Below are 23073 nucleotides of genomic sequence, written 5' to 3' on the forward strand. Positions count from 1 at the left end.
GTGTGCCTTTTTTGTTTTCTTATTTATTTTCAATATGTTATACTGTTTACCGCACGGCTTGTCGGGCGAGATTGTCCAGAATATGTAATATTTTATTACACTTCTATGCCGGACACGGCCGTAAAAAAAGAAAACATGACAGTGATTTTATCAGCTTGCGCTCATCGGGCACGTAGTGTAATGTTATGAAACACTGTTTCAGGATGTTACATGCTATGCAGATAACCCCCTTCCTGCCCGAGCTGGATGCCGTCATCAGGCGTTCGCTTGCCCGTTCCGCCGCCTACGGCATCGATCCCCTGCATGACGGCGCTCCCGAAATGACGCGGATCGGTCCGGCCGCCCTGCGCCGCCGGATCGCCGCACAGCAGGAATTTTTCCTACTGGCGCGGGAACAGATAGACAGCCTGTATCGTCTGCTCAAGGATACGGGCTTCTGCATGGCCCTTGCCGACGGGGAGGGATACGTCCTCTATGTGGTGGGCGATGCCGACCTCATGGACCACTTTACGCGCAGGCGCTGCCTGCCGGGCTACCGCTGGACGGAGCGGGATGTGGGCACATGCGCCATCGGCCTTGCGCTGGCTGAACGCATCCCGGTCTTCCTGCCGGGCAGGCTCATGTATTCCGTGCCGGCGCGGGACATCAGCAACGCGGGCGCGCCCATCTTCTCGCCGGACGGCACGGAAGTGCTGGGGGCATTGTCCCTGAGCGGACAGTCCAGCAGGATGCATGTGCACACGCTGGGGCTGGTACGGCAGGCGGCGGAGACCGTGCGGGCCCAGCTGCGCGAGCGCGGCCGTTTCCGCGAGCTGGCCATCAAGCGGCAGTCTCTGCGGGCCATCATCGACGCGGACTCGCGCGGCATCGTCACCATCACGCCCGATGGGCGCATAGCCGAATGCAACCGGCGTGCCCGTAGTCTGCTGGGGCTGCCCGCCGCCTGTGAGGGGCAGGCGCTCAACGGCTACATGGAGTCCGGGGAGCTGCTGCATTGCCTGGCCTCGGGCAGCAGTTTACGGGCCAAGGAGGCCGCGGCCAGGCAGTCGGGCGCCATCCATTTCGTCTCGCTTGATCCGTTGCGCATGCCGGGCGGAGAGGTGGTCGGGGGCCTGCTGACCATCCAGGAGCGCAAGGAAGTCATGCGCATGGCCGTGGAGGTCACCGGCAACGTCGCCCATTTCACCTTTGATGCCATCCTCGGCAAGAGCGAAACGCTGCGCCTTGCCGTGCACCATGCCCGCATCGCGGCGGGGGGGAGCGCGCCGGTGCTGCTGTATGGCGAAACAGGGACCGGCAAGGAGCTTTTTGCCCAAGCCATCCACAACAGCAGCAAGCGGGCCCATCAGCCTTTCGTGGCGCTCAACTGCGCCGCCATCCCCAAGGAGCTGCTGGAAAGCGAGCTCTTCGGCTATGAGGAGGGCTCCTTTACCGGCGCACAGCGGGGCGGACGGCCCGGCAAGCTGGAGCTGGCCGATTCCGGGACGCTGTTTCTGGATGAGATAGGCGACATGCCGTTCGACATGCAGGTCAAGCTGTTGCGGGTGCTGCAATCCGGGGAGATACGGCGGGTGGGCGGCCTGCGGACCATTGCCGTCAATCTGCGCATCATTTCCGCCACCAACAAGGATCTGCGGCAGGCCATCGCCGATCACAAGTTCCGTGAAGACCTGTATTACCGCATCAGCACGCTGACCATCGACATCCCGCCCCTGCGCGAGCGCCCGGAGGACATCCTCCTGCTGGCCGGGCATTTCATCCGCCGTCAGGCGCAACTGCTGGACCGTCCTGTGCTCCCGCTGCCGGAAAGGACATGCCAGGCGCTGCTTGCCTATGCCTGGCCGGGCAATATCCGGCAGCTGGAAAGTCGTGTGGAGCGGGCCATGCATCTGGCCGAAGGCAACGAACTGCTGCCGGAACACTTTTTCGGACAGACGGCGCAGGAAGAGGGCCCGCCGGACATCCTCGACGGGGGCAGTCTGGCGGAAAGGGAATTGCGGCTTATCCAGGACATGCTGGAAGCCTGCGAAGGCAATATAAGCCTGTGCGCCCGCCGTCTGGGCATCAGCCGTCCGACCCTGTACCGCAAGCTGCGGAGCGGCAGGGCCGACAGGCCATAGGCGCGGGACCGGGGAGCCGGGGGCGGACGTCTCCCGCGGGCATCCCGTCCCGGCGGGGGAGAGCGGGACGGGCGGGGATCAGTGCAGCATGAGGCGCAACGTCCTTGCCTCCGCGGGTTCTTTCGTCGTCTTCAGCGCCTCTTCCACGCAGCGTCGCACCAGCGCGTGCCGGGGAGTGAACTCGTACAGGCTGGCCGCGGCCTGCCGGCAGAGGTCGAAATCGTCCTCGTACTGGCGTCCGTCCGCCGCAAGGCGGGCATAGCGGCGGGAGGCGTCGATGACGGCCTCCACATAGGCCGTGTTGCCGCTGGCCATGAAGGCCGTCCAGTACATATGCAGCACGCTGCTCTCCGAGGTGACCGTCCAGCGCAGCAGGGGGGTCGGCGTGGAGAGGATATGCTCCCGCAGGGTCAGGTCGGCGCGGCTGGGCAGGAGCTGACGCACGAGGGCGGGCGCGTCGCGCAGCCCGGCCAGATGCACGGCCCAGGCCAGTGTGCGCCGCAGATCGCGGCCGGTCTGCTCGCCGGCCTGCGCCTGGGCGCTGGCGACCATGCCGCGCAGCGAGGCGTCGTTGCGCAGGCATTCGCCCAGAAAGGCGGCGACCAGAAGGCGTTTTTCCCCGTTGGCCAGCAGACCGGCGCCCTCCATCCGCTGCAAAAGAACGGGCAACAGCCGCGGTTGCGGCTTGCGGTAATAGTACTCCATGCTCGCGGCATAGGCCGCAAGGCCTTTCTCGGCCAGCGTGGCCGCATGGGCCGCCTGCCGCATGTCCGGCAGCAGCGGCACGATCAGGCAGAGCGACAGCAACAGGAACAGGCTGCGCAACATGAAAAGACGTCCTCCCCGGGCCGCCCGTCAGTCGAAATCCGCCAGCAGGGCGCCGAGATGCAGACAGTCCAGCGGACTGTTGACCAGATCGCCCTTGAGGCGGGCAAGGGCTTCCTGCAGATGCGGCGAAGAGACGCCGTTGCGGATGGAGCTGTGCGCTTCCAGAAAGGCGGCCAGCTTGTCGCATTCCTTGATGAGGCGTCCGTCCTTGGGCTGGAGGGCGTCGGCATTATAGCTGTCGTGCAGAGTGGCGAAATTGCTGATCTTTCTGGCGTGTCCGTTCTCGAGGATGGTCTCGTCGAATTCGGAGCCCGTCTCCATGCCCAGATAGTAGGAGAGCAGGCCGACCAGCTCTTCCAGCCCTTCGGCCCGCAGGGGGGCGAAGATGCGGCGCTCCAGTTCCTGCTCCTCATATTCGCGGATGATCTCGGGCAGGCTCTCCACGGACTGCTTGACCGGGGAGATGATGTCGCGCGTCAGCAGTTCCGGCAGGTCATGCAGCAGGCCGCAGAAGAAGTCGTTGACCGTCCGCGCCCGGCAGGCCCCGATGGACTGGCTGAAGAAATAGGCATAGGTCGCCACGATGAACATGTGCCCCAGCACGGAGGTCGCCGGGATGCGCGGGGCCTGCGTCCAGCGGATCTGGAAGCGGAGCTGCCCGCAGAGATTGGCGAAGCGGGCCAGCGCCGTATTGCCCTTGACGATGTCCGGCATGCCGCGCACGTCGCCGAAACCCGCAAGCCGTTCCCGGAAGGACACGTCGATCTCGTCCATTTCCTCGTCAAAGCCGTTGAGCGGCTTGATGAGTCGGAATTCCCACTGCGAGGCATACAGATGGGCCGCGGTGAGGATGCGCCGGGCGAGGCTCTCCGCATCGTCGGTATGCCAGGCCTGCATGCGTTGCCAGAAATCGCCCAGCGGGGCAAGCGCCGGCTCGAGCCGTTTGAGCACATGGCTCGTGAGCTGACGGAAATGCTCCTTGTTCTCCTTGATGCGGTAGAAGACCGGCGGCTTGATGTCCGTGATGATGAGGCGGTAATAATAGTCGAACAGCCCTCCCTCGATGATCTCCCGGGCCAGGGCAAGGCGTTCCTCGGCGGGGAGGTGGCGGCTGTTCTCGTGCCAGAGGGCGCAGGCCACCAGCATCTTGTGGGCCTGCTTGTCGATCTCCACCAGCTCGGCAGGCCGGAGCTTGTCGTTCCAGCGCAGCAGATAGGCCCCGGAAAAGGTGAGCTGCAGCAGGCTCTTGCGGATGGACGGCATGGGAGACTCCTTGCGGAACGCTGCGCGGGCAGGGCGTTCGCGCGAAAGCGGTGAAAAAAGTGCTGGCATTATAGGAAAGAACAGGTTAATGCTCAAGCGCGCACGAAAAGGGGCCGTTTCCGTGAGTGTGGCGGGAGACGGCTTGACATTTTGCGCGTGAAAGGCTATGAAGCCTTCTCTTTGCAGCGATATTGTCGTCACCCCCGTTAGGCGGCACGTCGCATGAAGGATTTTCCGCCGCATTACGGCTACTGTATTTTGCAGAGGAGTTCATCCCCATGAAGACGTTCAGCCCTACCCCCAAGGACATCAACCGCCAGTGGTATGTGGTCGATGCTCAGGATCTGGTGCTGGGCCGGCTGGCCAGCCAGATCGCCCATCGCCTGCGTGGCAAGCATAAGCCCGAATTCGCCCCGCATATGGATCTTGGCGACTTCATCGTCGTGGTCAACTGCGACAAGGTGAAGGTCACCGGCAAGAAAATGCAGGACAAGAAATATTACCGTCATTCCGGCTGGGTCGGCGGCCTCAAGACCACCGTCCTCTCCGACATGATGGCCGAAAAGCCCGAGCGTGTGCTCATGGCCGCCGTGCGCGGCATGCTGCCCAAGAATCGTCTGGGCCGCGCCATGCTGAAGAAGCTCAAGATCTACGCGGGCGCCGAGCATCCCCATGCCGCCCAGAACCCGCAGCCGCTGACCCTGCCTTACTAAGGAGTGCACGCCATGAGCGACAAATTCGATTACGGTACCGGCCGCCGCAAGACGGCTACTGCCCGCACCCGCATCTATGCCGGTTCCGGCAACATCACGGTCAACGGCCGCTCCTTCGAGGAGTACTTCCCCCGTAAGACCCTGCAGATGATCATTCGTCAGCCCCTCGTGCTGTCCAAGCTGGCTGAAAAGCTGGATGTGCGCGTCAACGTGGCCGGCGGCGGCGTCAGCGGTCAGGCGGAAGCCGTGCGCCACGGCATTTCCCGCGCGCTGCTGGTGGTGGATCCCGCCCTGCGTCCTCTGCTGAAGAAGGCCGGCTTCCTCACCCGTGACGCCCGCAAGAAGGAACGCAAAAAGTACGGTCTGCGCGCCGCTCGCGCTCGTTACCAGTACTCGAAGCGTTAATATCCTTCGGGATTGGGATACTCAGGGGCAGGCCTGCGGGCTTGCCCCTTTTTTTATTGTACGCATCCAGGCCCCGCGGGCTTGCCTCTCAAGATATCCATTGAACGAACTGTGATTTCACTGTCTTCCTTGGTAAAAGCGCGCTGCGGAAGGGGTGGGGGCCCTTCCCCCAGACAAGCAGTGAAGAGTCTCTACAGGGCGTGGGCGCGGACGATCCGTCTCCGGCGGGCAGCCGTGCGCTTTTCGCCTTGCTCGTCTGCAGCCTGCCGACTATACTGCCCCCTGCCTTGCATCACCCTTTCAGCAGAGCGAGCAATCATGGATCATTCCGACGAGATGCTGGACTATACCTATACGCACAGTCAGACACAGGCCACCACCGGCTATTTTTCCTGCGAACCTCCGGCTTCCCTGACCTGGGAGGCCGCCCTCGACCGGCTGGAAACCTCGCCGCTGGACGATTTCCTGCACCAGCACTGTTTGCGTCAGGCGGCCCGGAAAGGGGCGGACTTCCTGAAGCGGCTGGCGCGGGACTGCTACGATGCGGAGGCTGATGCCTTCCGTCGGCCCGCCACGGCCTCTCTGGTGCTTGAATGCGCGTTGCTGCTGCCGGAGCTGGCCGAAGCGGCGGACGCTTTCCCGGCGGATGCCCCGCAGCGGCTGGCGCCGTTTACGCCGCTGGTCTACCTGCGGGTGGCGCTTTGTCCCGATGCCGCTGCGGCCCGGCAATGGAGCGAGTTCTTCCAGCGCAACATCATCGGCCACCATGCCTTGCCACGACCGGAAGACGTGGATTTGCCGCCTATTTTTTCGGATGAGGCGCTGGACGCCACCGCTGCCGCCATACGCCGGCAGGCGCAGGCGCTGCCGGACGCCCACGCGCGCGTCGCCGGCCTCCGGCTGCCCGCGCTGGAGCGTCCCCCGGCGCAGGAGACCTTTTTGCGCGCCATCGATGCCCTGCTGGAGGCGGGGATCCTGGCCGGGCCGGAAATGCGCCATCAGGCCTCGCTTTCTCCCATAGCGCTTTTGCGGACCTGGCGGCTGGACATCCGCGCATGCAGCGGATCCGGCGCGCGGGCCGTGCGCCACACCTTGCGCGGCGAAGCCACGGCCTACGGGCGGGGCTTGTCGCTGGCGCACGCACGGGCCTCCTACAGCATGGAGATCGTGGAGCGCTGCAGCGCCTATGTGGATATTCGCGGACCCGAGGGCCCGGATCGGCCGGGCGAAGTGGAGAACCGCAAGACGCCGTTGCCGGTGATCCTGGCCTCGTGTGACGAGCTTGCCGCCGCCGGGCGGGCCGCCCTGTCTCCCGCCCGCCTGCCGCTGGACGCGCCTTTTTCGGGCTGCTGCGGGCCTGAGACGCCGTTGCACTGGGTCCCGGCTCACGACCCGTCAGGCAACGAGGTGCTGGTCCCGGCGCAGGCCGTCTTCCTGTTCTGCGATCTGGCCGAGCCCTCGCTCTTTCTGGCGGCGGGTTCCACGGGACTTGCCTCCGGCAATACGCCGGAGGAGGCGAAGGTGGCCGCGCTGGTGGAGATCATCGAACGCGACGCCGAAGCGACCACGCCCTTCCGGCGTGAGCAGTGCTTTACGCTGCGCGCGCGGGACGAGCTCTTGCAATCCCTGCTGGACGATTATGCCGCGCGCGGCATCCAGGTACAGTTCCAGGACATGACCACGGAATGCGGCATCCCGGTCTATCAGTGTTTTGTTATGAGCCGGCGCGGCGTGGTGGTGCGGGCCACCGGAGCCGGGCTCAGCGGCCGCAGGGCCGCCCTGTCCGCCCTGACGGAAACGCCGTGGCCCTATCCCTACGGCGAGCCCACCGGCCCGGCCCTTTCAGCCCTGCCGCAGCGCTGCCTTGAGGAGCTTCCCGACTGGGATCTTGGTTCGGCGACGGCCAATCTGCGCCAGCTTGAAGAGATGCTGACCGCTCAGGGACGTACGCCGCTCTATGTGGATCTGACCCGCCGCGATCTGGATATCCCCGTGGTGCGCGCCATCGTGCCAGATCTGGAACTGACCGGCGAGCTGGACGACTTTTCCCGCCCCTCGCTGCGCCTTATGACGCGCTATCTGCGGCATGGAGCATAAGGCGTAAGGGGGCAGGGGCAGATAGTTCTGGGGGGGAAGGGGACCCCTTTGGCTCGCGCGCAAAGGGGGAGCTCTGCTGTCGATGCCCGTAACTTCCTGCGTCGTAACGGGCACGGCCCTGCCGGGCCGCCATTCGGTCGCTCCCTTCCCCCCAGTCCCCCCATCCCTCCCCAAACGCGCTTTATCGAGGAGGATGACGGGTGTCGGCGGCGTGTCGGCCTTCGCTTCGCGTGCGGGTCTCCCGGTGGTGTCGCTTTTTATGGGACAAGGCTTTCATCGTCGTACAGCATGCGGTCGATGAAGAGCATTTGCTCAGCCGTGGGCCGGGCGGCGGTACAGGCTGTCGCGTCAAAAAAAATGCCGGTGGCGGCTGTCCCTTCCATGAGAAAGCGTTCCCGCAGAAAAAGGAAAAGAGATCTTTTTACCCGACCCTCGCAGACCAGAAAGCTGCCCGGTTCCGCGCCGGGCTGTCCGTCCTCATTCAGAGCCCTGCCATGCTGGAAGCAGCGCAGGGCCTTTCCCCTGTACTGATCCCGGCACACGGAGATATCCACGACAAAGAAGGGTGGAGCATCGCCGCAGGCCCACATGGGATTGAAAAAGTACGCGACGCCGGGCGAGGAAATATCATGTTCTCCGGCCAGCGCCATCAGCAGACCCGCGGCAAGAAGAGCGCAGCACACGGCAAGGCGGAAATATTTTTTCATACCTGCTCAGGAGATGAGCATGCCTTGTCCGGCTGGGGGGCGGATGGTGATGTGTCCGCTGTTTCCGGCGAAGGGTAGAGCCTTTGCGCCAGCCGCCGTGTGCCGCGGATGCCCAGCAATGCACAGATGACGTTGTACGGGAAGGACAGCAGAATGATCAGCCAGCCGATCATAATCCCTTCCTCTGCGCCGTCTAGCAGCTTTTGCCACCAGCTGTCCGGAAAGTATCCTGCCAGCATGTCATGCAGATGCCAGAGCATGCCGCCCAGCGGCGAGGCAAGCAGGGGCGTGGCCAGCACGATCCAGATGGCCAGCGACGGCCGCCGGGCGATGCGCGGGGCAAAGGCGGCAGCCAGCAGAGCGTAGATCAGGCAGACAAGCGCGATATAGTGATTGGGATATATCCAATGGTAGAGGAACATGCGCGGCAGGAAGCCGAAGATGAGTAGCCCCTTCGTCAGCAGGGCCATCGCATGATAGATGAGGGCCGCGAGGCCGAAGGAGCAGCCGAAGAAGGCGAAAAAGGCAAGCAGGCGTTTTTTCATGGGATGTTTTCCTGAGTCGATGAGAGCGCATCTCCTGTGCTGGATGGCGCGACAGGGCGCTCCGCGCGTTTGGCTGAAAAAGAGGAGAGGTGTTCCGCCAGACGCCGTGTGCCCGACAGCGCCATCATGTAGGCGCAACAGGACAGGGGGAGGAACAGGAGAGCAAAGATCCCCCCATACGCCAGCCCATTGCCCGCAGCCTGAAATGTACGCCACAACGGCATGGCGGGAGGGTGACCGTATCCTCCTGACCAATCGTGCCACGCAAAAAGTATCCCTGCAAGAAGAGAGGAGAAGAGGAATGTTCCCGCCACGACCAGATGGGCCAGTGCCGGACGGCGGGGGATGTGCGGCCCTGCGGCGGCAGCCAGCAGGGCATACGTCAGGGAGGCGGCAAGGCTGACGGCAATGAGCCAGAGTGCCGGCCAGGTCCGGGGTTCGACCAGGTGGAAGAAGGGCAGGAGACAAAGTGCCGCCACATGCACGGCATGGAGAAAAAAACACTTGACCATGATACCCCGTGTGGGAGTGCCCGCCCCGGCACGCAAGAAGGGTACAGTACGGCCTGAACAGGCGACGAATGGGCTTTCATGGGGGACCTGCTTCCCCCCTCACCAGCAGCAAAAGGCCTACCCCTGCACCGCTGCGTCCGCCATGCGTTCACCCCGTTTCAGGGGCGTGAGCTGGGATTGCCGTTCCGAAATTTTTTTCTGGAGTTCCTGGGCGGAAGCTTGTTTCTGAACATCGGGCAGATCGGCTGCCATGACTTCCTCAAGTTCCCTGGTGAGGTCCCTTATCTGCCGTTCCAGTTTGGCGGTCTGGTTGCTGCTGTCGTCGCTGGAGCGTTCACCGCTTCCGGCTGCGGCGTTTGCCTGACCGGAAGATGTTTCCCCTGTCTGTTCAGGGGCGGTAAAAAGTCCCATGCCCCGGTATGCATTGAACTGCTTGCGATAGCGATCCTCTGCGGTGATCGCTTCGTCCACGCCAGCGGCATCGCCCTCCGTTTCGCCCAGCTTGTCCGTACCGTAGGTGCCGCAAAAGGCGGCGAGACGGTTTTGCCGGGCACGTTCAAGAGCTTCCGGGGACAGGCTGACGGTATCGTCATCCGGCTGTGCGCTGTTATTCTGCTGGCGGCGATTTTCGGAAATAGTCGAAAAATTTGTCGCGGAAAGTGATGTCACGGGGAAAATCGTGCCGATTTCCATCGCCTGTCACCCCCAACAGCAAAAGAGCAAAAGCCATACCACGCTGCAGCGGAAACAGGCGAGCGGCAAGGTGGGGGGAGGACGACATAAAAAAGGCTCCCGCCGGAGCGGGAGCCATATAAGGCAGTTGGAGGAAGGGTCGGCTTAGTACATGCCGCCCATGCCGCCCATGCCGTCCATGCCGCCGGGCATGGCAGGGGCATCCTTCTTGGGTTCGGGCTTGTCGCTGATGGCGCACTCGGTGGTGAGCAGCAGGGAAGCCACGGAAGCGGCGTTCTGCAGGGCGGTACGGGTCACCTTCTTGGGGTCGATGACGCCGGCCTTGAGCAGGTCTTCGTATTCGCCGGTGGCGGCGTTGAAGCCGAAGCCGTCCTTGCCCTGACGCACCTTTTCCACGATGATGGAACCTTCGAAACCGGCGTTGTGGGCGATCTGGCGCAGCGGGGCTTCGATGGCGCGGCGGATGATGTTCACGCCGGCCAGTTCGTCGTCGTCAGCGGGCTTGATGGAGTCGAGCACCTTGGCGACGCGGATGAGGGCCGTGCCGCCGCCGGGGACGATGCCTTCTTCCACGGCAGCGCGGGTGGCGTTCAGGGCGTCTTCCACGCGGTCCTTCTTTTCCTTCATTTCCACTTCGGTGGCGGCGCCCACATGGACGACGGCCACGCCGCCCACCAGCTTGGCAAGGCGTTCCTGGAGCTTTTCGCGATCATAGTCGGAAGTGGATTCTTCCACCTGAGCGCGGATCTGCTTCACGCGGGCGGTGATCTCTTCCTTCTTGCCGGCGCCGTCAACGATGGTGGTGTTTTCCTTGTCGATCACCACGCGCTTGGCGGTGCCGAGGTCGGTGAGGGCCATGTTTTCCAGCTTGGTGCCGGTATCGTCGGAAGCCACCTGACCACCGGTGAGGATGGCGATATCCTGCAGCATGGCCTTACGGCGGTCACCGAAGCCCGGAGCCTTCACGGCCACCACCTGCAGGGCGCCGCGCAGTTTGTTCACCACGAGGGTGGCAAGGGCTTCGCCTTCCACGTCTTCGGCCAGGATGAGCAGCGGGCGGTTGACCTTGGCCACCTGTTCCAGCACGGGCAGCATGTCCTTCATGCTGGAGATCTTCTTTTCGGAGCAGAGGATGTAGGGGTTATCCAGCTCGCACTGCATCTTTTCGGCGTTGGTCACGAAGTAGGGGGAGAGGTAGCCGCGGTCGAAGCGCATGCCTTCCACCACGTCCATGGTGGTTTCGAGGCCCTTGGCTTCTTCCACGGTGATCACGCCTTCCTTGCCCACCTTGGCCATGGCTTCGGCGATGATGTTGCCGATGGTGGCGTCGGAGTTGGCGGAGATGGTGCCGATCTGGGCGATCTCCTTCTGGTCGCGGGTGGGCTTGGCCAGGTTGGCCAGTTCACCGATGAGGGCTTCCACAGCCTTGTCCACGCCACGCTTGATGGCCATGGGGTTGCGGCCGGCGGCCACGAGCTTCACGCCTTCATGGTAGATGGCCTGAGCCAGGATGGTGGCGGTGGTGGTGCCGTCGCCGGCGGCGTCGGAAGTCTTGGAGGCCACTTCCTTCACCAGCTGGGCGCCCATGTTCTCGAACTTGTCTTCCAGCTCGATTTCTTTGGCCACGGTCACGCCGTCCTTGGTGATGACGGGAGCGCCGTAGGACTTTTCGATGGCCACGTTACGGCCCTTGGGGCCGAGGGTCACCTTTACGGCGTTGGCGAGCTTGTCCACGCCACGGGCCAGTTTTTCGCGAGCTTTGACGTCGAAGAGAACTTCTTTAGCAGCCATGATATTTTCTCCTTAAGGGATGATGCGATGTATGTGGAGGGGAGGATTAGTTGAGGATGGCGAGGATGTCGTCTTCGCGCATCACCAGGTGTTCCACGCCGTCCAGCTTCACTTCGGTGCCGGCGTACTTGTTGAACAGCACGATGTCGCCCGCCTTGACGGACATTTCGATGCGGTTGCCGTTTTCCACCTTGCCGGGACCCACAGCGATCACTTCACCCTTGGAGGGCTTTTCCTTGGCGGTATCGGGAATGAAAAGACCGCCGGCGGTCTTTTCTTCGGATTCAACGCGCTTCACCAGCACACGGTCGTGGAGAGGTTTCAGGTTCATGGTATTTCCTCCAAAAGAATTTGTTATCTCGGTGCAGCATCCGGGCTGCGGTATCGTCGAGCGGGAGGCAGGCGTCGCAGCCATCTTCCCCGCGTCGGCATAGTAGATAAGGCAGCCTGCCGGATTGAAAAGGGGCGGGAAGCGATTTTTTTTGATTTTTTTTATTCTTTATAAAAAAGGATAGTTAAATCATTCAGTTAAACAATTCCGCGCAGACGTTTTCCCCCGCTGTAACGCGGAACGGGAGCGCAGCGGCAGCGGCCGTCCGAACAGGGCCTGGAAGACGGCCCCTATCTCGGGCAGGCGACGCCTGAGCGTCATCAGGAGGGAGGCCCGGCCGGCCCGCCGTTCCTTTCCTCTTCAGCCGCCGTCGTGCGGTCATTCTGCCTGACGTCGGGACGACGTCCCCCGCTGAAAGACCGTCTGCCCGTACCGGGCATGCACGCGCCGTTCCGACGCTTTTTTGCTGAGGGAACGCGGTTGCGCCATGTCCCGGCGGCTTTCCGGCCCGGATCGTCTGCCTGTGCGGGGCCGGTCCCGGCCCTGGCCGGTTGCGCCGCTTCCGGTTCCTTCCCTGTTTGCGTCAACGGGCATGCTGCCCGTCATGCGTCATGGTCACATCAGTAAGCCAAGGAGAGTGTCATATGGACAGTCACAGTCACACGGGAACGCCGTTCGGGCATGTTCGTCTGTTTTTTCTGAAAGACAAGGAGCAATACCATGTTCTGCCTCTGGAAATCCTTGCGCCGCCGGGCCGGTAAGGACGATCGCGCCATCCGGGTGCATGCCGCCGTGCTTGTCGGGCGAAGTCGCGTCTCCTCTTCGCCCGTCGTGACGCCCGCATGGCGGGCTGAGTGCGGCAGTGTGCCGCCGTCCTTTTCCCCAACGCCTGACAGTAAGGAGACGCATCATGTATCGTGATCTGCTGTGCGCCACGCTCGTGGACTGCCTTGCCCATCCCCGTACCGCCGAACTTTCGGACGGCCTGCGTTCCGTCCATCCTTCCGATCTGGCCGAGGCCCTGCAAAGCCTGCCGGTCGGGCGGACCGTGCAGCTCTTTGCCGAGATGGAGGAGCAGGAACGCGCGGAAGTCTTCGTCTATTTTTCCCCGGAGCGGCAGAATGCGCTTCTGCCGGTCCTGCCGCGGAGATGGCGATCCGCCTTTTTGAAAGCATGGCCGCCGACGAACGGGCGGACCTGTATCAGCATCTGGATATCGAAAAGGGGCAGGATGCCGGCCAGCTGGCCCGTTTCGGGGGCACGGCCTCCGATGACGGTACGGATCTCGACATCCTGGCCACGCCCCTGCGCGCCATGTTTCGCATCAGAGTGTTCTGGCTGCTGCTCCTGACGCTGTTCGGCGTGGTGGGCGCGCTGTTGCCCTTCATGGCCCGTCGGCTGGGGACGGATCCGGCCACGCTGTCCTCGCCGCTGATCACGTCGGTGATGGAACTGGCGGGCGTGTTCGTCTATTTTTCGCTGACCTGCCTTTTTCTGGGACAGCGGTAGGAGAGAGGCGGCAAAGAAGGGACAGGCCCGCCCTGTGCGCCGGGCCGACGATCCCGCAGTCTGAAGGAAGCGCACGACGCGCAGGGGGGAGACTCCCCCTGCGCGTCTCTGACGACGCCGCGTGCGAGCGGCGGCCGAACGATCGGACAAGCTTCGGTTAGATGCTGATTTGTGCGCCAAGCAGCTTGACGAAGGCGGCGATCCAGGCCGGATGCGCGGGCCAGGCCGGCGCGGTGACCAGATGGCCGGACACCACGGCGTTGGAGGCCGTTTCGTTGCTGTCGGCCCAGGTGGCGCCCGCATCGACCACGTCAGGCTTGACGGCGGCGTAGCAGGTGCAGGTCTTGCCCTTGAGCACGCCGGCGGACACGAGGATCTGCGGGCCGTGGCAGATGGCGGCAATGGGTTTCTTGGCGGCGTCGAATTCGCGCACGATGTCCAGCACGCGGGCATTGAGGCGCAGATATTCGGGGGCGCGCCCGCCGGGGACCACGAGGCCCGCATAATCGGCCACGTTCACCTTGTCGAAATCATAATTGATGGCAAAGTTGTGGCCGCGCTTTTCGGAATAGGTCTGGTCGCCCTCAAAGTCATGGATGGCGGTCTTCACCATATCGCCGGCCTTTTTGCCGGGGCAGACGGCGTGCACTTCATAGCCCAGCATGAGCAGCATCTGAAAGGGCACCATCACTTCATAGTCTTCCACAAAATCGCCGGCCAGCAAAAGGATCTTTTTGCTCATTTTTTCAGCTCCTGAAAAAAGAAAATCCAGAGGGGGGCTCCTGTCCGGGGGGGCCCGCCCCGTACGGAACAGACAGGGCGGATCGCGACTTGCCTTGCCCCTTCTCGTGGTTATATAAGCATCAGCATGGCGGCCGCAAGGCCGAAAAGAGAAATTTTTCCCGAGAGGCTTGTCACCCATGCCCATGTTTGATTTTTACTGCCCCCAGTGCAAGACCATATTCGAAGAACTGGTGTTCGGCGATGAGACGCCGCCCTGCCCGCAGTGCGGCGCCGAGCGGACCGAGCGCCAGGTCAGCGCTCCCAGTCCGCTCAAGACCGGGGCTTTCCCCTTCAAGGTCGGGCCGGTGCATCCGCTGGCCTCCAAAATGGGCAAGGGCCTTGCCGGCTGCGGCGGAGCCTGCGGCTCGGGGAGCTGCCCGTCGGCCCAGGGCGGGAAGGCCTGAGCGCGAGGATCCCCGGACGCGCGCATGGACGACGCCCCGGCAGCGGCTGTCCGGGCGCGTCCATGATTGCAAACGGTTCAGGCATGGCCTATGCTGACGCCTGCTGTCGGACAGGCGTCGCCGTACGCCGTTGTGGCGGCCGAGGAAGGCCCTTTTTTTCTTTGGGAGCATGCACATGGTATTCAGCATGACCGGTTTTGGCCGCTGCCTTGTGGAGAGTGGCGGCGTGACTCAGCAATGGGAGATCAAGAGCGTCAACAGCCGCCACCTTGATCTGAAATGGCGTCTGCCGAGTTGCGCCCGCAGCCTGGAGCCCCGCCTGGAAAAGGTGGTGCGGCGGCACGCCTCCCGCGGACGGGTGGACATCAGCCTGCAATTGCAGTTCGCGCCGGACTGCCTGCCGCCGCTGAATTTCGACATGGCGGCGGCCTCGTCCATGCTGGACAGTCTGCAGGCGCTTGCCCAGCGGCGGGGCGACGTCTACCGGCCTGATTACAGCGCCCTGCTGGCGCTGGCCCCCCTGTGGGGCGACAGCGGCGACGATACGGACGAAGAGCTCGTCGATCAGCTGGAGAACGGCCTGGAGCTGGCCCTCCAGGACTGGAACGAGGCCCGCAGCAAGGAAGGGCATGCCCTTGCCGTGGACATGCAATCCCGCATCCTGCGCATGGAGGAATGGACGGGCCGCATCATGGAGCGTGCGCCGCAGATCAAGGAGGAGCGCGCCGCCCAGATGCGGGAACGCATCGGCGAGGGGTTGGCCGCGTATGCGCTGGAACTGGAGGAAGGCCGCTTCCTGCAGGAAGTGGCCATACTTGCCGACCGGCTGGACGTGAGCGAGGAGCTGACCCGCCTGCAGACCCATCTGGAGCGGCTGCATGAGCTGCTGGATGACGGCAGGGATGCGGGGCGGCGGCTGGACTTCACCCTTCAGGAATGCTTCCGGGAGATCAATACCTGCGGCAACAAGCTGCCGGATGTGCAGCTTTCGCGCATGGTGGTGGATTTCAAGAACGAGCTGGAAAAATGCCGGGAGCAGGTGCAGAATCTGGAATAGGGCATGGCCAGGGAAAAACTGATCAACATTGGCTTCGGCAATTATGTGCTGGCCGGGCGGGTGGTGAGCATCGTGAGCCCCGCTTCCTCGCCCATGCGGCGTCTGCGGGAGGATGCCCGCGCCGAAGGACGGCTCGTGGATGCGACGCAGGGACGGCGCACGCGTTCCATCATCGTCACGGATTCCAACCATATCATCCTTTCGTCCATCCAGCCGGAAACCATCAGCCAGCGCTTTGCGCAGGAAGGGAATGAATCATGAAGCGACACGGCATCGCGCTGGTCATCAGCGCGCCTTCCGGCGCGGGCAAGACGACGCTCATCACACGCCTGCGGGAGGAGTTCCCCCACTTCGGCTATTCCATTTCCTGCACGACGCGCGAGCCGCGCGCGGGCGAACGCGACGGGAAGGATTATCATTTCTGGATGCGCGCCCGGTTTGAAGCACAGCGCGATGCCGGTTATTTTGCCGAATGGGCCGAAGTCCACGGCAATCTGTACGGCACGCCGCTGGAGCCGCTGCGCCGGATGCTGGAGCAGGGACAGGATGTGCTTTTCGACATCGACGTGCAGGGGGCGCGTCAGATGAAGGCAAGCCTGCGGGAAGCGGTCTTCATCTTCATCCTGCCGCCCAGTATGGCGGAGCTGGAAAAGCGCCTGCACGGCCGCGGCCTGGACAGCGAGGAGACCATTGCCCGCCGCCTGCACAATGCCTGTACGGAGCTGCGCGAAGCGCCGTGGTATGATTATCTTGTGGTCAATGACGATGTGGAGGCGGCCTATGCCCGGCTGCGCGCCGCCTACCTGGCCGCGACGCTGCGCCCGGCCTGCCGTCCCGATCTCGTGCGGGCGCTGGAGCAGGGACGTCTGGACTAGAGCCGTGTAACGCAAATTTTCTAACTTGCAATAAATAATAAAGCCAAGCCATCACGCTCCGCTCTCCATTGGGGGTGAGGCTGTCCCGTGTCCCTGTTTCTTCACCCGGCAAAAGCGCGCTGGGGAAGGAATGGGGGGCTTGGGGGGCTTGGGGGAAGGATTGCGGGAACGCCTTTTTTCACTTCCCCCGAACAGGCAGCAACAGTGCCGACAGGCCCTAAGCGCGGACAAGGGAGGAACGCATGGCCGAACTGGTGGTCGCTCTGGATTTTCCCGATGCCGGCAGCGCGCTGGCGCTGGCGCGTCAGCTGCGCGGCGTGGCGCCGTGGTGCAAGGTGGGCATGGAGCTCTTCTGCCTGGCGGGGCCAGCCGTGCTGGAGCAGCTGCGGGAGATGGGCTTTCACGTTTTTCTGGATCTGAAATTCTACGACATCCCGAATACGGTGGCGCAGGCCGTCAGAGCCGCGGCCCGGAGCGGCGCGGAACTGCTGACCATCCATACCCAGGGCGGGGAGCGCATGTGCCGTGAGGCCATGTCTGCCGCCGCCGCCTGTGAACGGCCGCCGCTGGTGTTCGGGGTCACGGTGCTGACCAGTTTCGGTCCGGGACAGATGCCGGGCATCACGCGGACGCCGGCGGATTTTGCCGGCGAGCTTGCTGGCCTGGCCGACGGCTGGGGGCTGGACGGCATCGTCTGCTCCGGGCAGGAGGCGGCCGCCATCAAGGCGGCGTATCCGCGGCTGCGCTGTCTGTGTCCGGGCATCCGACCGGCATCCGCCGCCGCCGACGATCAATGCCGCATTATGACGCCCGCCGCCGCCGTGGCGGCAGGCGCGGACTATCTTGTGGTGGGGCGGCCCATTGCCCGAGCGGCTGATCCGCTGGCGGCCGCCCGCGCCATCCTCGATGAAATGCATACCTGCTAGACGGAGTTCCCATGTCTCAACCCACAGCTCCCCAGACCGAGGCCACGCGTCAGCAACAGCAGCCGGAAGTCCGCGGCGTCTTTTCCACACAGGAGATCCGCAAGGTCGGCACAGGCACCACGACCCGCAAGACCGTACAGAAAACCTTCTGGTTCGTGGAACAGCACGGCAATGATATCGAGTGTCAGCCGCTCAATACCAACTATGTGCCCAGCGGCCCCAAGCGCAAGATCAGCATGGAGGACCTGATCAACAAGTTCTCGCCGGAGCCGGAATTCTACATGAATTCCGTCTATCCCAAGATGCAGGAACTCCAGTATTCCGTCCGTCAGGGAGACAGATACCGGGAAAACGGCGAGAGCTTCGCCGCCGAATACGAATATTCCCGTGCCCTCAAGGTGGACGAGGACAATGTGCGGGCCAACTTCGGCATCGGCCTCACCTACCTTGAACGCGGCGACGCCAGCAAGGCGCAGGACATCTTCGAGCGGCTCGTCAAGCTGGATGCTGCCTTTGAGCCGCAGCACAAGCATCTCTTCAACGAATTCGGTATCAGCCTGCGCAAGAACAAGATGCTCGCCGAATCCCGCGAATACTATGCCCGCGCCCTCCAGCTCTCGCCCAAGGATGAGAACCTGAACATGAACATGGCGCGCGTGCTGCTGGAATCCAAGGATCTGGAAGGCTGTGTGGACTATCTGCTGGAAGCCCTGCACCTTGCGCCGCGCCATGAGCAGTCGCTGAAGTTTATGAGCTGGCTCATCCAGAAAAATCTTGTTCCGGCCGACAAGATGGAAGCCGTCAAGCAGGCCCTTGCCGCATCCCGGGCCGCCGCTCCGGCCACCGCCCAGGCAGCCGCCGCGCCGGCCGCGACCGCTCCGGCATCCCCGGAAGGGGAGGATGCCGCTCCGCCGGCAGACGGACAGGAAGATACCGCCGTGCCGCCGGAAGACGCCCCGGGCGCCACGGTCGCCCCGACGGCTGCGTCGTCGGATCCCTTCATCGATACAACGGCATGAAGAACTGGCTTTACCGTCAGCCGCCCGAGACCCCGTGCCCGGACTGGGCCGAGGCGCTCTCTATCTCGCCCCTGCTGCTGGACGTGCTCTGGCGGCGTGGCTTCACCTGCCGTGAAAGCATCGACGCCTTTCTTTCCTCGCGCCTGCAGCAGCTGACCCCCCCGCAGGACTGGCCGCAGCTGCCCGAGGCGGCCGCGCTGTTGAGCGATGCCCTGCTGGCCGGAAAAAAACTTGCTGTCTGGGGGGATTACGATGTGGACGGCATCACGTCCACCGCGCTTGTGCTGGATGTGCTGGAGCATCACGGCGTGGAGGCCGTCAGTCATATCCCCGACCGGCGCAGCGAGGGCTACGGGCTCAATACGGCCGGCATCGAGGCCCTTGCCGCCGCAGGCTGCGGCATCCTGCTGACCGTGGACTGCGGCATTTCCGATGCCGCGCCCATAGCCCGCGCCCGGGAGCTGGGCATGACGGTCATCATCTCCGACCATCATCTGCCGCCTGACGACCTGCCCGCGGCGGACGCCATCTGCAATCCGCGCCTCATGGCCGAAAGCGACTGCCCCTGTCCGCATCTGGCCGGCGTGGGGGTGGCCTTCTTCCTCATGGCGGCGGTCAATGCCCGGCTGGCGGCCCGGACGGGTAGACGGTTCCGCATGGATGAGGTGCTGGATCTGGTGGCGCTGGGGACGCTGGCCGACGTCATGCGGCTTACCGGCGAGAACCGCATCCTCGTACGGGGCGGGTTGCAGCGCATGGCCATGACCACGCGGCCGGGCATGGCGGCCCTCAAGGTCGTCAGCAAATTTGACGCCGCGGCTCGGCTCAGCGCCGGCCAGGTGGTGTTTCGCCTTGCGCCGCGCATCAATGCCGCCGGCCGTATGGGGCACGGGCGCGTGGCGCTTGATCTGCTGCGCAGCAAGGATCATCTGGAAGCCGCGGCCCTGGCGCGCGAGCTGGATGCCCTCAACAGCGAGCGGCAGCAGAAGGAAGAGCGCATGGTGCAGGAGGCCCGCCAGCAGGTGCGGGAACTGCTGGCCGTGCGGCCCCGCGCCGGCCTGGTCCTCTATGGGGCGGACTGGCATCCCGGTATCGTGGGCATCGTGGCTTCCAAGATCGTGGAGGAATTCTACCGGCCCACCATCATCCTTTGCGAGGATCAGGGAGCCGTCAAGGGCTCCGGGCGTTCCATCCGGGAGTTCGACCTCTACGAGGGCCTCGGGCAGGCCTCGGCCCACCTGCTGCGCTTCGGCGGGCACAAGCTGGCGGCTGGCGTGCGTCTGGAGCTGGCGCATCTGGAGGATTTCCGCCGGGATTTCGAGCAGGCCGTGGAAAAGGCGCTGGGACCGGAGCCGCTCGTCCCCAGCCTCGTGCTGGAACGCGAGCTGGATTTCGCCACTGCCGGCGACCTCTGCTTCCTTAAGGAACTGGAGCTGCTCCAACCCTTCGGGCCCGGCAATGCGGAACCCGTCTTCGCCTCGCCGGAGCTGGTCATCAGGGACAGACGGCCGCTGGGCGCCAATCGTGAACACGTCCTGCTCAAGGTGCGGGACACGCTTTCCGGGGTGACGCTGACGGCCAAGGCCTGGCGCATGGGAGAACAGTTCCCGCCCTCCTGCGTGGGCAGCCGCGTACGTCTGGCCTACACCCCGCGCATCGATACCTACAACGGCATTGCCTCGGTGGACATCGCCATCAAGGACTGGAAGCCCGCCGACTGAGATTCTTTACTTCTCTGCTTGTTTGGGGGGAAGGGGAACCCCGCGCCTAGTGCGGGGTTCCCCTTCCCCCCAAGCCCCCCATCCCTTCCCCAGCGCGCTTTTATCAGGGGAAAAGTCAGGGGCACGAGGCGATGCCGCCCTTGGCGCATTTTCAATACGCTCTGGCGTTTCGCGGAAAAAACGCGGTTTTTCCGCTCACTTTGGGCCGGGCGGCGCAGTGCCGCCACCTCGCATATTGCCTTTTTTCAAAGGCAGCATGCGCTAACAACGAGCGAAACGCATAGGTTAAATTTTATTACCTGTTGAAATGATTTATAATATTTGTTCAGGCAGGCTCTAAAGCGTCCCGGCGGGCTCCACCAGCAGGCCGGCGGCGTCAAGGCCCGTCGGGCGGACAGGCACAAGCCCCGACAGCGGCATGGCGGGGACCGGCGTCAGCAGGCGGCAGGGCACATAGAACTCGTTGACCCCCCGGATGCCTGCCGTTTTACGCGTGCCCTGTCCCTCCGACACGTCCGCCGCCAGCAGCATGGCGGGCAGGGCAAGCTGAGCCTGGCGGAAGACGGCCTGCTGCCGGGCCACGGCTTCACGTACCCGGCGGGCGCGCTCCTGCTTTTCCTGCGGCGCGATGTGTCCCGCAAAGGCGGCCGCCGCCGTTCCGGGACGGACGGAGTAGGGGAAGACGTGCGCGTAGGAAAAGGACGTGGCCGCCACGAAGTCCAGCAGGCAGTCCACATCCGCTTCCGTTTCGCCCGGAAAGCCGAGGATGATGTCCGCGCCCAGGCCCATGATCGGCCACTGGGCGGCGAGCGCCCGTACGGCGTCCTGCAGGGTCTCGGCCCGGTAATGTCCGCGCCCCATGCGGCGCAGCATATGTGGCGAGGCGTGCTGGAGGGAAATATGCAGATGCGGGCAGACGAGACGGCAGGACAGCAGACTGTCCACGCCGCGGGCATCGAGCTGCCCCGGCTCCAGCGAGCTGATCCGCAGGCGCGCCTTCCCGGCGAATTCCGGCGCGAGCTCCCGGTCCAGCCAGACAAGCAGGGACCAGAAATCCCCGTATTCGGGTTTGTCGCGGCCGTACTGGCGCAGATTGATGCCGGAGACCATGATCTCCGCATGGCCGGCCCGCAGGAGACGTCGGGCCTCGGCCAGCACGGCCTGTGGGTCGCGGCTGCGACTGCGGCCGCGTGTCAGCGGCACGATGCAGTAGGTGCAGCGATGTTCGCAGCCGTCCTGTACCTTGAGTACCGGACGGGCCCGCCGGAAACCGTCGATGGCAAAGGGCGGAAATGTCTGTGCCGCGTTTGCCGCCGCATGCGGGACCTGCTGACCGCCTTCCGCCGGGAAGGGCATCAGGGCATCCAGCAGACGCGCCTTGTCCGCCTGCGGGATGATGTAATCCACCGTAGGCCGGGGTTGCTGCGCATTGCGCCGGCGTACGGGGGCCAGCACGCCGGGCAGCTGGGCGGCGCAGCCGGTCAGGACGAGCCGCGCCTGGGGGGCTGTGCGCCGCAGCCGCAGCAGCGCCGCGCGCGCGTCACGTTCCCCCTTGGCCGTGATGGCGCAGCTGTTGACGCAGACGACATCCGCCACGGACGGATCGTCGCACTCCTCGCCGCCCTGCCGCTGCCAGGCTTCGCGCAGGGACTGGCTCTCGTACTGATTGACCTTGCAGCCGAAGGTCAGCAGATGAAATTTCCATGTGCTCATGCCGTGTTGTAGGCAAAGGCGTGACGCTTGACAAGCTGCCGCAGCCGGATAGGCTAGACACATGTATCACTTTCTTCCCAAAGCCCTGCTTTTCTGCCTGCTGCTGGGGGCCGCATGCTCCATCGCCGCTGCCCGGGCGGATGCGGCAGGGCGGCCCGCCGACTCGTCCCTGCCCGTCGTGGCGGCCTGCACGGGGGAGGACGTCATTTTTCCCCAGGGAGAAATGCTGACGGACTGGCAATGCCTCCGGCAAGCCTATCCGCAGGTGCATTGCCTGCGGGCGGATGCGGCAGGCCGTCTCTGGCTGGAACTGGCCGACGGTACACGATCTCTCTATGACGGCGGGCAGCCCTTTGCCGCCGGACAATGGGATGTCGACGTGCGGGCCAGCATGGCCCAGCCCTATCCCCTTGATCCGCAGCGCCCGCCCACGCCGCCGGGGATCTCGCCGGGGCGGCGGCGCTCCTATGCGCTGCTCGGGCTTTTGTACGGCACGTCGGCAGCGGCCGTCCGGCCGCGCCTCAGGACAGGCACGTTTTTCGGACAGCCCGTACGCATGGAAGCCCGAGCCCTGGCCGCCCTGCACTGTGTGGAGGCGCGCCTTGCGCCGATTGTGGCCCGGCAACCGCAATTGCGGGCCTACCTCAAAAGCGCCGGAGGCTTCCTCTGGCGCGGCATCGCCGGAGAGAGCGGCCGCCTCAGCCCGCATTCCTTCGGCATCGCCATCGATCTCAGTCCGCACAAGGCCCCGTACTGGCGCTGGAGCCGCATCTCCCCGCATCCCCTGCAAATATCCTATCCTCAAGCCATCGTAACGGCCTTTGAGGCCGAAGGCTTTGTCTGGGGCGGCAAGTGGCATGAATACGACATCATGCACTTTGAATTTCGCCCGGAGATCCTCTGCAAGGCCCGCAGGAGAGCGCAGGCTCCCGAGGCCGGGGGAGAGATCCCCTCCCCGGACGTGCCCGTGCGCTAAACGATTTATTTGGGGGGAAGGGGAACCCCTCCGCCGGCGCGGGAGGGGTTCCCCTTCCCCCCAAGCCCCCCATCCCTTCCCCAGC

23 protein-coding genes and 1 pseudogene are annotated in these 23073 nt (G+C 64.1%); 14 read left to right on the forward strand and 10 right to left on the reverse strand.

Annotation, left to right across the window (positions count from 1 at the left end; translation table 11 throughout):
- The first annotated feature begins 215 nt into the window (after window positions 1–215).
- A complete protein-coding gene (locus tag Q0J54_RS06410) occupies window positions 216–2120 on the forward strand; it encodes a sigma 54-interacting transcriptional regulator (RefSeq protein WP_296304635.1) in 1905 nt (634 codons plus the stop codon).
- A 78-nt stretch (window positions 2121–2198) separates the two neighbouring features.
- Here the strand turns inward: Q0J54_RS06410 and Q0J54_RS06415 are convergent, their stop codons facing one another.
- Together Q0J54_RS06415 and Q0J54_RS06420 are read right to left on the reverse strand one after the other, a co-directional pair.
- Window positions 2199–2948 (reverse strand): translation initiation factor 2, encoded by a 750-nt coding sequence (locus Q0J54_RS06415; protein ID WP_296304636.1) that lies wholly within the window; start codon window positions 2946–2948, stop codon window positions 2199–2201.
- A 27-nt stretch (window positions 2949–2975) separates the two neighbouring features.
- Window positions 2976–4211: an HD domain-containing protein gene (locus tag Q0J54_RS06420; RefSeq protein WP_296304637.1), complete on the reverse strand. Its 1236-nt coding sequence runs from the start codon at window positions 4209–4211 to the stop codon at window positions 2976–2978.
- A 278-nt stretch (window positions 4212–4489) separates the two neighbouring features.
- On the opposite strand from Q0J54_RS06420, the gene rplM reads away from it, so the two are divergent.
- The 3 genes from rplM (at window position 4490) to Q0J54_RS06435 (ending at window position 7426) form a co-directional block, all read left to right on the forward strand.
- Window positions 4490–4924: a 50S ribosomal protein L13 gene (gene rplM, locus Q0J54_RS06425; protein WP_296304638.1), complete on the forward strand. Its 435-nt coding sequence runs from the start codon at window positions 4490–4492 to the stop codon at window positions 4922–4924.
- A gap of 12 nt (window positions 4925–4936) precedes the next feature.
- Window positions 4937–5329, forward strand: a complete 393-nt coding sequence (gene rpsI / locus Q0J54_RS06430; protein WP_296304639.1) for a 30S ribosomal protein S9 — start codon at window positions 4937–4939, stop codon at window positions 5327–5329.
- A gap of 318 nt (window positions 5330–5647) precedes the next feature.
- Window positions 5648–7426 (forward strand): YcaO-like family protein, encoded by a 1779-nt coding sequence (locus Q0J54_RS06435; protein WP_296304640.1) that lies wholly within the window; start codon window positions 5648–5650, stop codon window positions 7424–7426.
- A 257-nt stretch (window positions 7427–7683) separates the two neighbouring features.
- On the opposite strand, the gene Q0J54_RS06440 is transcribed toward Q0J54_RS06435, so the two are convergent.
- The 6 genes from Q0J54_RS06440 to groES all read right to left on the reverse strand — a co-directional run bounded on the left by Q0J54_RS06440 (window position 7684) and on the right by groES (window position 12005).
- Complete coding sequence (locus Q0J54_RS06440) at window positions 7684–8133, reverse strand: hypothetical protein (protein WP_296304641.1); 450 nt, start codon at window positions 8131–8133, stop codon at window positions 7684–7686.
- Window positions 8130–8678, reverse strand: a complete 549-nt coding sequence (locus Q0J54_RS06445; RefSeq protein ID WP_296304642.1) for a hypothetical protein — start codon at window positions 8676–8678, stop codon at window positions 8130–8132. The genes Q0J54_RS06440 and Q0J54_RS06445 overlap by 4 nt, the downstream gene beginning before the upstream one ends.
- The gene (locus tag Q0J54_RS06450; protein ID WP_296304643.1) at window positions 8675–9190 is read right to left on the reverse strand and encodes a hypothetical protein; all 516 of its coding nucleotides are present in this window, start codon (window positions 9188–9190) and stop codon (window positions 8675–8677) included. Before Q0J54_RS06450 ends, Q0J54_RS06445 begins: the two co-directional genes overlap by 4 nt.
- Window positions 9191–9307: 117 nt before the next feature.
- Window positions 9308–9883, reverse strand: a complete 576-nt coding sequence (locus tag Q0J54_RS06455) for a FlxA-like family protein (protein WP_296304644.1) — start codon at window positions 9881–9883, stop codon at window positions 9308–9310.
- Window positions 9884–10027: 144 nt separating this feature from the next.
- Window positions 10028–11674 (reverse strand): chaperonin GroEL, encoded by a 1647-nt coding sequence (groL, locus tag Q0J54_RS06460; RefSeq protein WP_296304645.1) that lies wholly within the window; start codon window positions 11672–11674, stop codon window positions 10028–10030.
- Between the two features lie 46 nt (window positions 11675–11720).
- Window positions 11721–12005 carry a co-chaperone GroES gene (groES, locus tag Q0J54_RS06465; RefSeq protein ID WP_296304646.1) on the reverse strand — a complete coding sequence of 95 codons (285 nt, stop codon included), beginning with the start codon at window positions 12003–12005 and terminating at the stop codon, window positions 11721–11723.
- A 910-nt stretch (window positions 12006–12915) separates the two neighbouring features.
- Between groES and Q0J54_RS12200 the strand changes: the two are divergent.
- Both Q0J54_RS12200 and Q0J54_RS06470 read left to right on the forward strand, forming a co-directional pair.
- Window positions 12916–13104 (forward strand): annotated as a pseudogene (locus tag Q0J54_RS12200) (hypothetical protein); the annotation flags it as partial.
- A gap of 50 nt (window positions 13105–13154) precedes the next feature.
- A complete protein-coding gene (locus tag Q0J54_RS06470) occupies window positions 13155–13514 on the forward strand; it encodes a magnesium transporter (RefSeq protein ID WP_296304647.1) in 360 nt (119 codons plus the stop codon).
- A 157-nt stretch (window positions 13515–13671) separates the two neighbouring features.
- Here the strand turns inward: Q0J54_RS06470 and Q0J54_RS06475 are convergent, their stop codons facing one another.
- On the reverse strand, window positions 13672–14256 hold the full coding sequence (locus Q0J54_RS06475; protein ID WP_296304648.1) for a DJ-1/PfpI family protein: 585 nt from the start codon (window positions 14254–14256) through the stop codon (window positions 13672–13674).
- Window positions 14257–14434: 178 nt separating this feature from the next.
- Here Q0J54_RS06475 and Q0J54_RS06480 point away from each other — a divergent pair, with 178 nt between their 5' ends.
- From Q0J54_RS06480 to recJ, 7 genes are all read left to right on the forward strand, one after another.
- Window positions 14435–14701, forward strand: coding sequence for a zinc ribbon domain-containing protein (locus Q0J54_RS06480; protein ID WP_296304649.1), 267 nt, complete (start codon window positions 14435–14437; stop codon window positions 14699–14701).
- Window positions 14702–14876: 175 nt separating this feature from the next.
- Complete coding sequence (locus Q0J54_RS06485; RefSeq protein ID WP_296304650.1) at window positions 14877–15758, forward strand: YicC/YloC family endoribonuclease; 882 nt, start codon at window positions 14877–14879, stop codon at window positions 15756–15758.
- Between the two features lie 3 nt (window positions 15759–15761).
- Window positions 15762–16019 carry a DUF370 domain-containing protein gene (locus Q0J54_RS06490; protein WP_296304651.1) on the forward strand — a complete coding sequence of 86 codons (258 nt, stop codon included), beginning with the start codon at window positions 15762–15764 and terminating at the stop codon, window positions 16017–16019.
- Window positions 16016–16633, forward strand: a complete 618-nt coding sequence (gmk, locus tag Q0J54_RS06495; protein WP_296304652.1) for a guanylate kinase — start codon at window positions 16016–16018, stop codon at window positions 16631–16633. The genes Q0J54_RS06490 and gmk overlap by 4 nt, the downstream gene beginning before the upstream one ends.
- Window positions 16634–16875: 242 nt before the next feature.
- Window positions 16876–17559 (forward strand): orotidine-5'-phosphate decarboxylase, encoded by a 684-nt coding sequence (gene pyrF / locus Q0J54_RS06500; RefSeq protein ID WP_296304653.1) that lies wholly within the window; start codon window positions 16876–16878, stop codon window positions 17557–17559.
- An 11-nt stretch (window positions 17560–17570) separates the two neighbouring features.
- Window positions 17571–18578: a lipopolysaccharide assembly protein LapB gene (locus Q0J54_RS06505; RefSeq protein WP_296304654.1), complete on the forward strand. Its 1008-nt coding sequence runs from the start codon at window positions 17571–17573 to the stop codon at window positions 18576–18578.
- The gene (gene recJ, locus Q0J54_RS06510; RefSeq protein ID WP_296304655.1) at window positions 18575–20299 is read left to right on the forward strand and encodes a single-stranded-DNA-specific exonuclease RecJ; all 1725 of its coding nucleotides are present in this window, start codon (window positions 18575–18577) and stop codon (window positions 20297–20299) included. Before Q0J54_RS06505 ends, recJ begins: the two co-directional genes overlap by 4 nt.
- Before the next feature lie 336 nt (window positions 20300–20635).
- Here the strand turns inward: recJ and Q0J54_RS06515 are convergent, their stop codons facing one another.
- Window positions 20636–22012: a MiaB/RimO family radical SAM methylthiotransferase gene (locus Q0J54_RS06515; protein ID WP_296304656.1), complete on the reverse strand. Its 1377-nt coding sequence runs from the start codon at window positions 22010–22012 to the stop codon at window positions 20636–20638.
- A gap of 61 nt (window positions 22013–22073) precedes the next feature.
- Between Q0J54_RS06515 and Q0J54_RS06520 the strand changes: the two genes are divergently transcribed.
- Entirely contained in the window at window positions 22074–22988 is a 915-nt protein-coding gene (locus Q0J54_RS06520) for a M15 family metallopeptidase (RefSeq protein WP_296304657.1), read from the forward strand.
- The last annotated feature ends 85 nt before the right edge of the window (window positions 22989–23073 follow it).

It is taken from the genome of uncultured Desulfovibrio sp., assembly GCF_944324935.1.
Taxonomy (GTDB): domain Bacteria; phylum Desulfobacterota; class Desulfovibrionia; order Desulfovibrionales; family Desulfovibrionaceae; genus Desulfovibrio.

Coding starts and splice junctions, on each gene's coding strand:
- Q0J54_RS06410 (WP_296304635.1), top strand. CDS start 216: ATGCAGATAACCCCCTTCCTGCCCGAGCTGGATGCCGTCATCAGGCGT.
- Q0J54_RS06415 (WP_296304636.1), bottom strand. CDS start 2,948: ATGTTGCGCAGCCTGTTCCTGTTGCTGTCGCTCTGCCTGATCGTGCCG.
- Q0J54_RS06420 (WP_296304637.1), bottom strand. CDS start 4,211: ATGCCGTCCATCCGCAAGAGCCTGCTGCAGCTCACCTTTTCCGGGGCC.
- rplM (WP_296304638.1), top strand. CDS start 4,490: ATGAAGACGTTCAGCCCTACCCCCAAGGACATCAACCGCCAGTGGTAT.
- rpsI (WP_296304639.1), top strand. CDS start 4,937: ATGAGCGACAAATTCGATTACGGTACCGGCCGCCGCAAGACGGCTACT.
- Q0J54_RS06435 (WP_296304640.1), top strand. CDS start 5,648: ATGGATCATTCCGACGAGATGCTGGACTATACCTATACGCACAGTCAG.
- Q0J54_RS06440 (WP_296304641.1), bottom strand. CDS start 8,133: ATGAAAAAATATTTCCGCCTTGCCGTGTGCTGCGCTCTTCTTGCCGCG.
- Q0J54_RS06445 (WP_296304642.1), bottom strand. CDS start 8,678: ATGAAAAAACGCCTGCTTGCCTTTTTCGCCTTCTTCGGCTGCTCCTTC.
- Q0J54_RS06450 (WP_296304643.1), bottom strand. CDS start 9,190: ATGGTCAAGTGTTTTTTTCTCCATGCCGTGCATGTGGCGGCACTTTGT.
- Q0J54_RS06455 (WP_296304644.1), bottom strand. CDS start 9,883: ATGGAAATCGGCACGATTTTCCCCGTGACATCACTTTCCGCGACAAAT.
- groL (WP_296304645.1), bottom strand. CDS start 11,674: ATGGCTGCTAAAGAAGTTCTCTTCGACGTCAAAGCTCGCGAAAAACTG.
- groES (WP_296304646.1), bottom strand. CDS start 12,005: ATGAACCTGAAACCTCTCCACGACCGTGTGCTGGTGAAGCGCGTTGAA.
- Q0J54_RS06470 (WP_296304647.1), top strand. CDS start 13,155: ATGGCGATCCGCCTTTTTGAAAGCATGGCCGCCGACGAACGGGCGGAC.
- Q0J54_RS06475 (WP_296304648.1), bottom strand. CDS start 14,256: ATGAGCAAAAAGATCCTTTTGCTGGCCGGCGATTTTGTGGAAGACTAT.
- Q0J54_RS06480 (WP_296304649.1), top strand. CDS start 14,435: ATGCCCATGTTTGATTTTTACTGCCCCCAGTGCAAGACCATATTCGAA.
- Q0J54_RS06485 (WP_296304650.1), top strand. CDS start 14,877: ATGGTATTCAGCATGACCGGTTTTGGCCGCTGCCTTGTGGAGAGTGGC.
- Q0J54_RS06490 (WP_296304651.1), top strand. CDS start 15,762: ATGGCCAGGGAAAAACTGATCAACATTGGCTTCGGCAATTATGTGCTG.
- gmk (WP_296304652.1), top strand. CDS start 16,016: ATGAAGCGACACGGCATCGCGCTGGTCATCAGCGCGCCTTCCGGCGCG.
- pyrF (WP_296304653.1), top strand. CDS start 16,876: ATGGCCGAACTGGTGGTCGCTCTGGATTTTCCCGATGCCGGCAGCGCG.
- Q0J54_RS06505 (WP_296304654.1), top strand. CDS start 17,571: ATGTCTCAACCCACAGCTCCCCAGACCGAGGCCACGCGTCAGCAACAG.
- recJ (WP_296304655.1), top strand. CDS start 18,575: ATGAAGAACTGGCTTTACCGTCAGCCGCCCGAGACCCCGTGCCCGGAC.
- Q0J54_RS06515 (WP_296304656.1), bottom strand. CDS start 22,012: ATGAGCACATGGAAATTTCATCTGCTGACCTTCGGCTGCAAGGTCAAT.
- Q0J54_RS06520 (WP_296304657.1), top strand. CDS start 22,074: ATGTATCACTTTCTTCCCAAAGCCCTGCTTTTCTGCCTGCTGCTGGGG.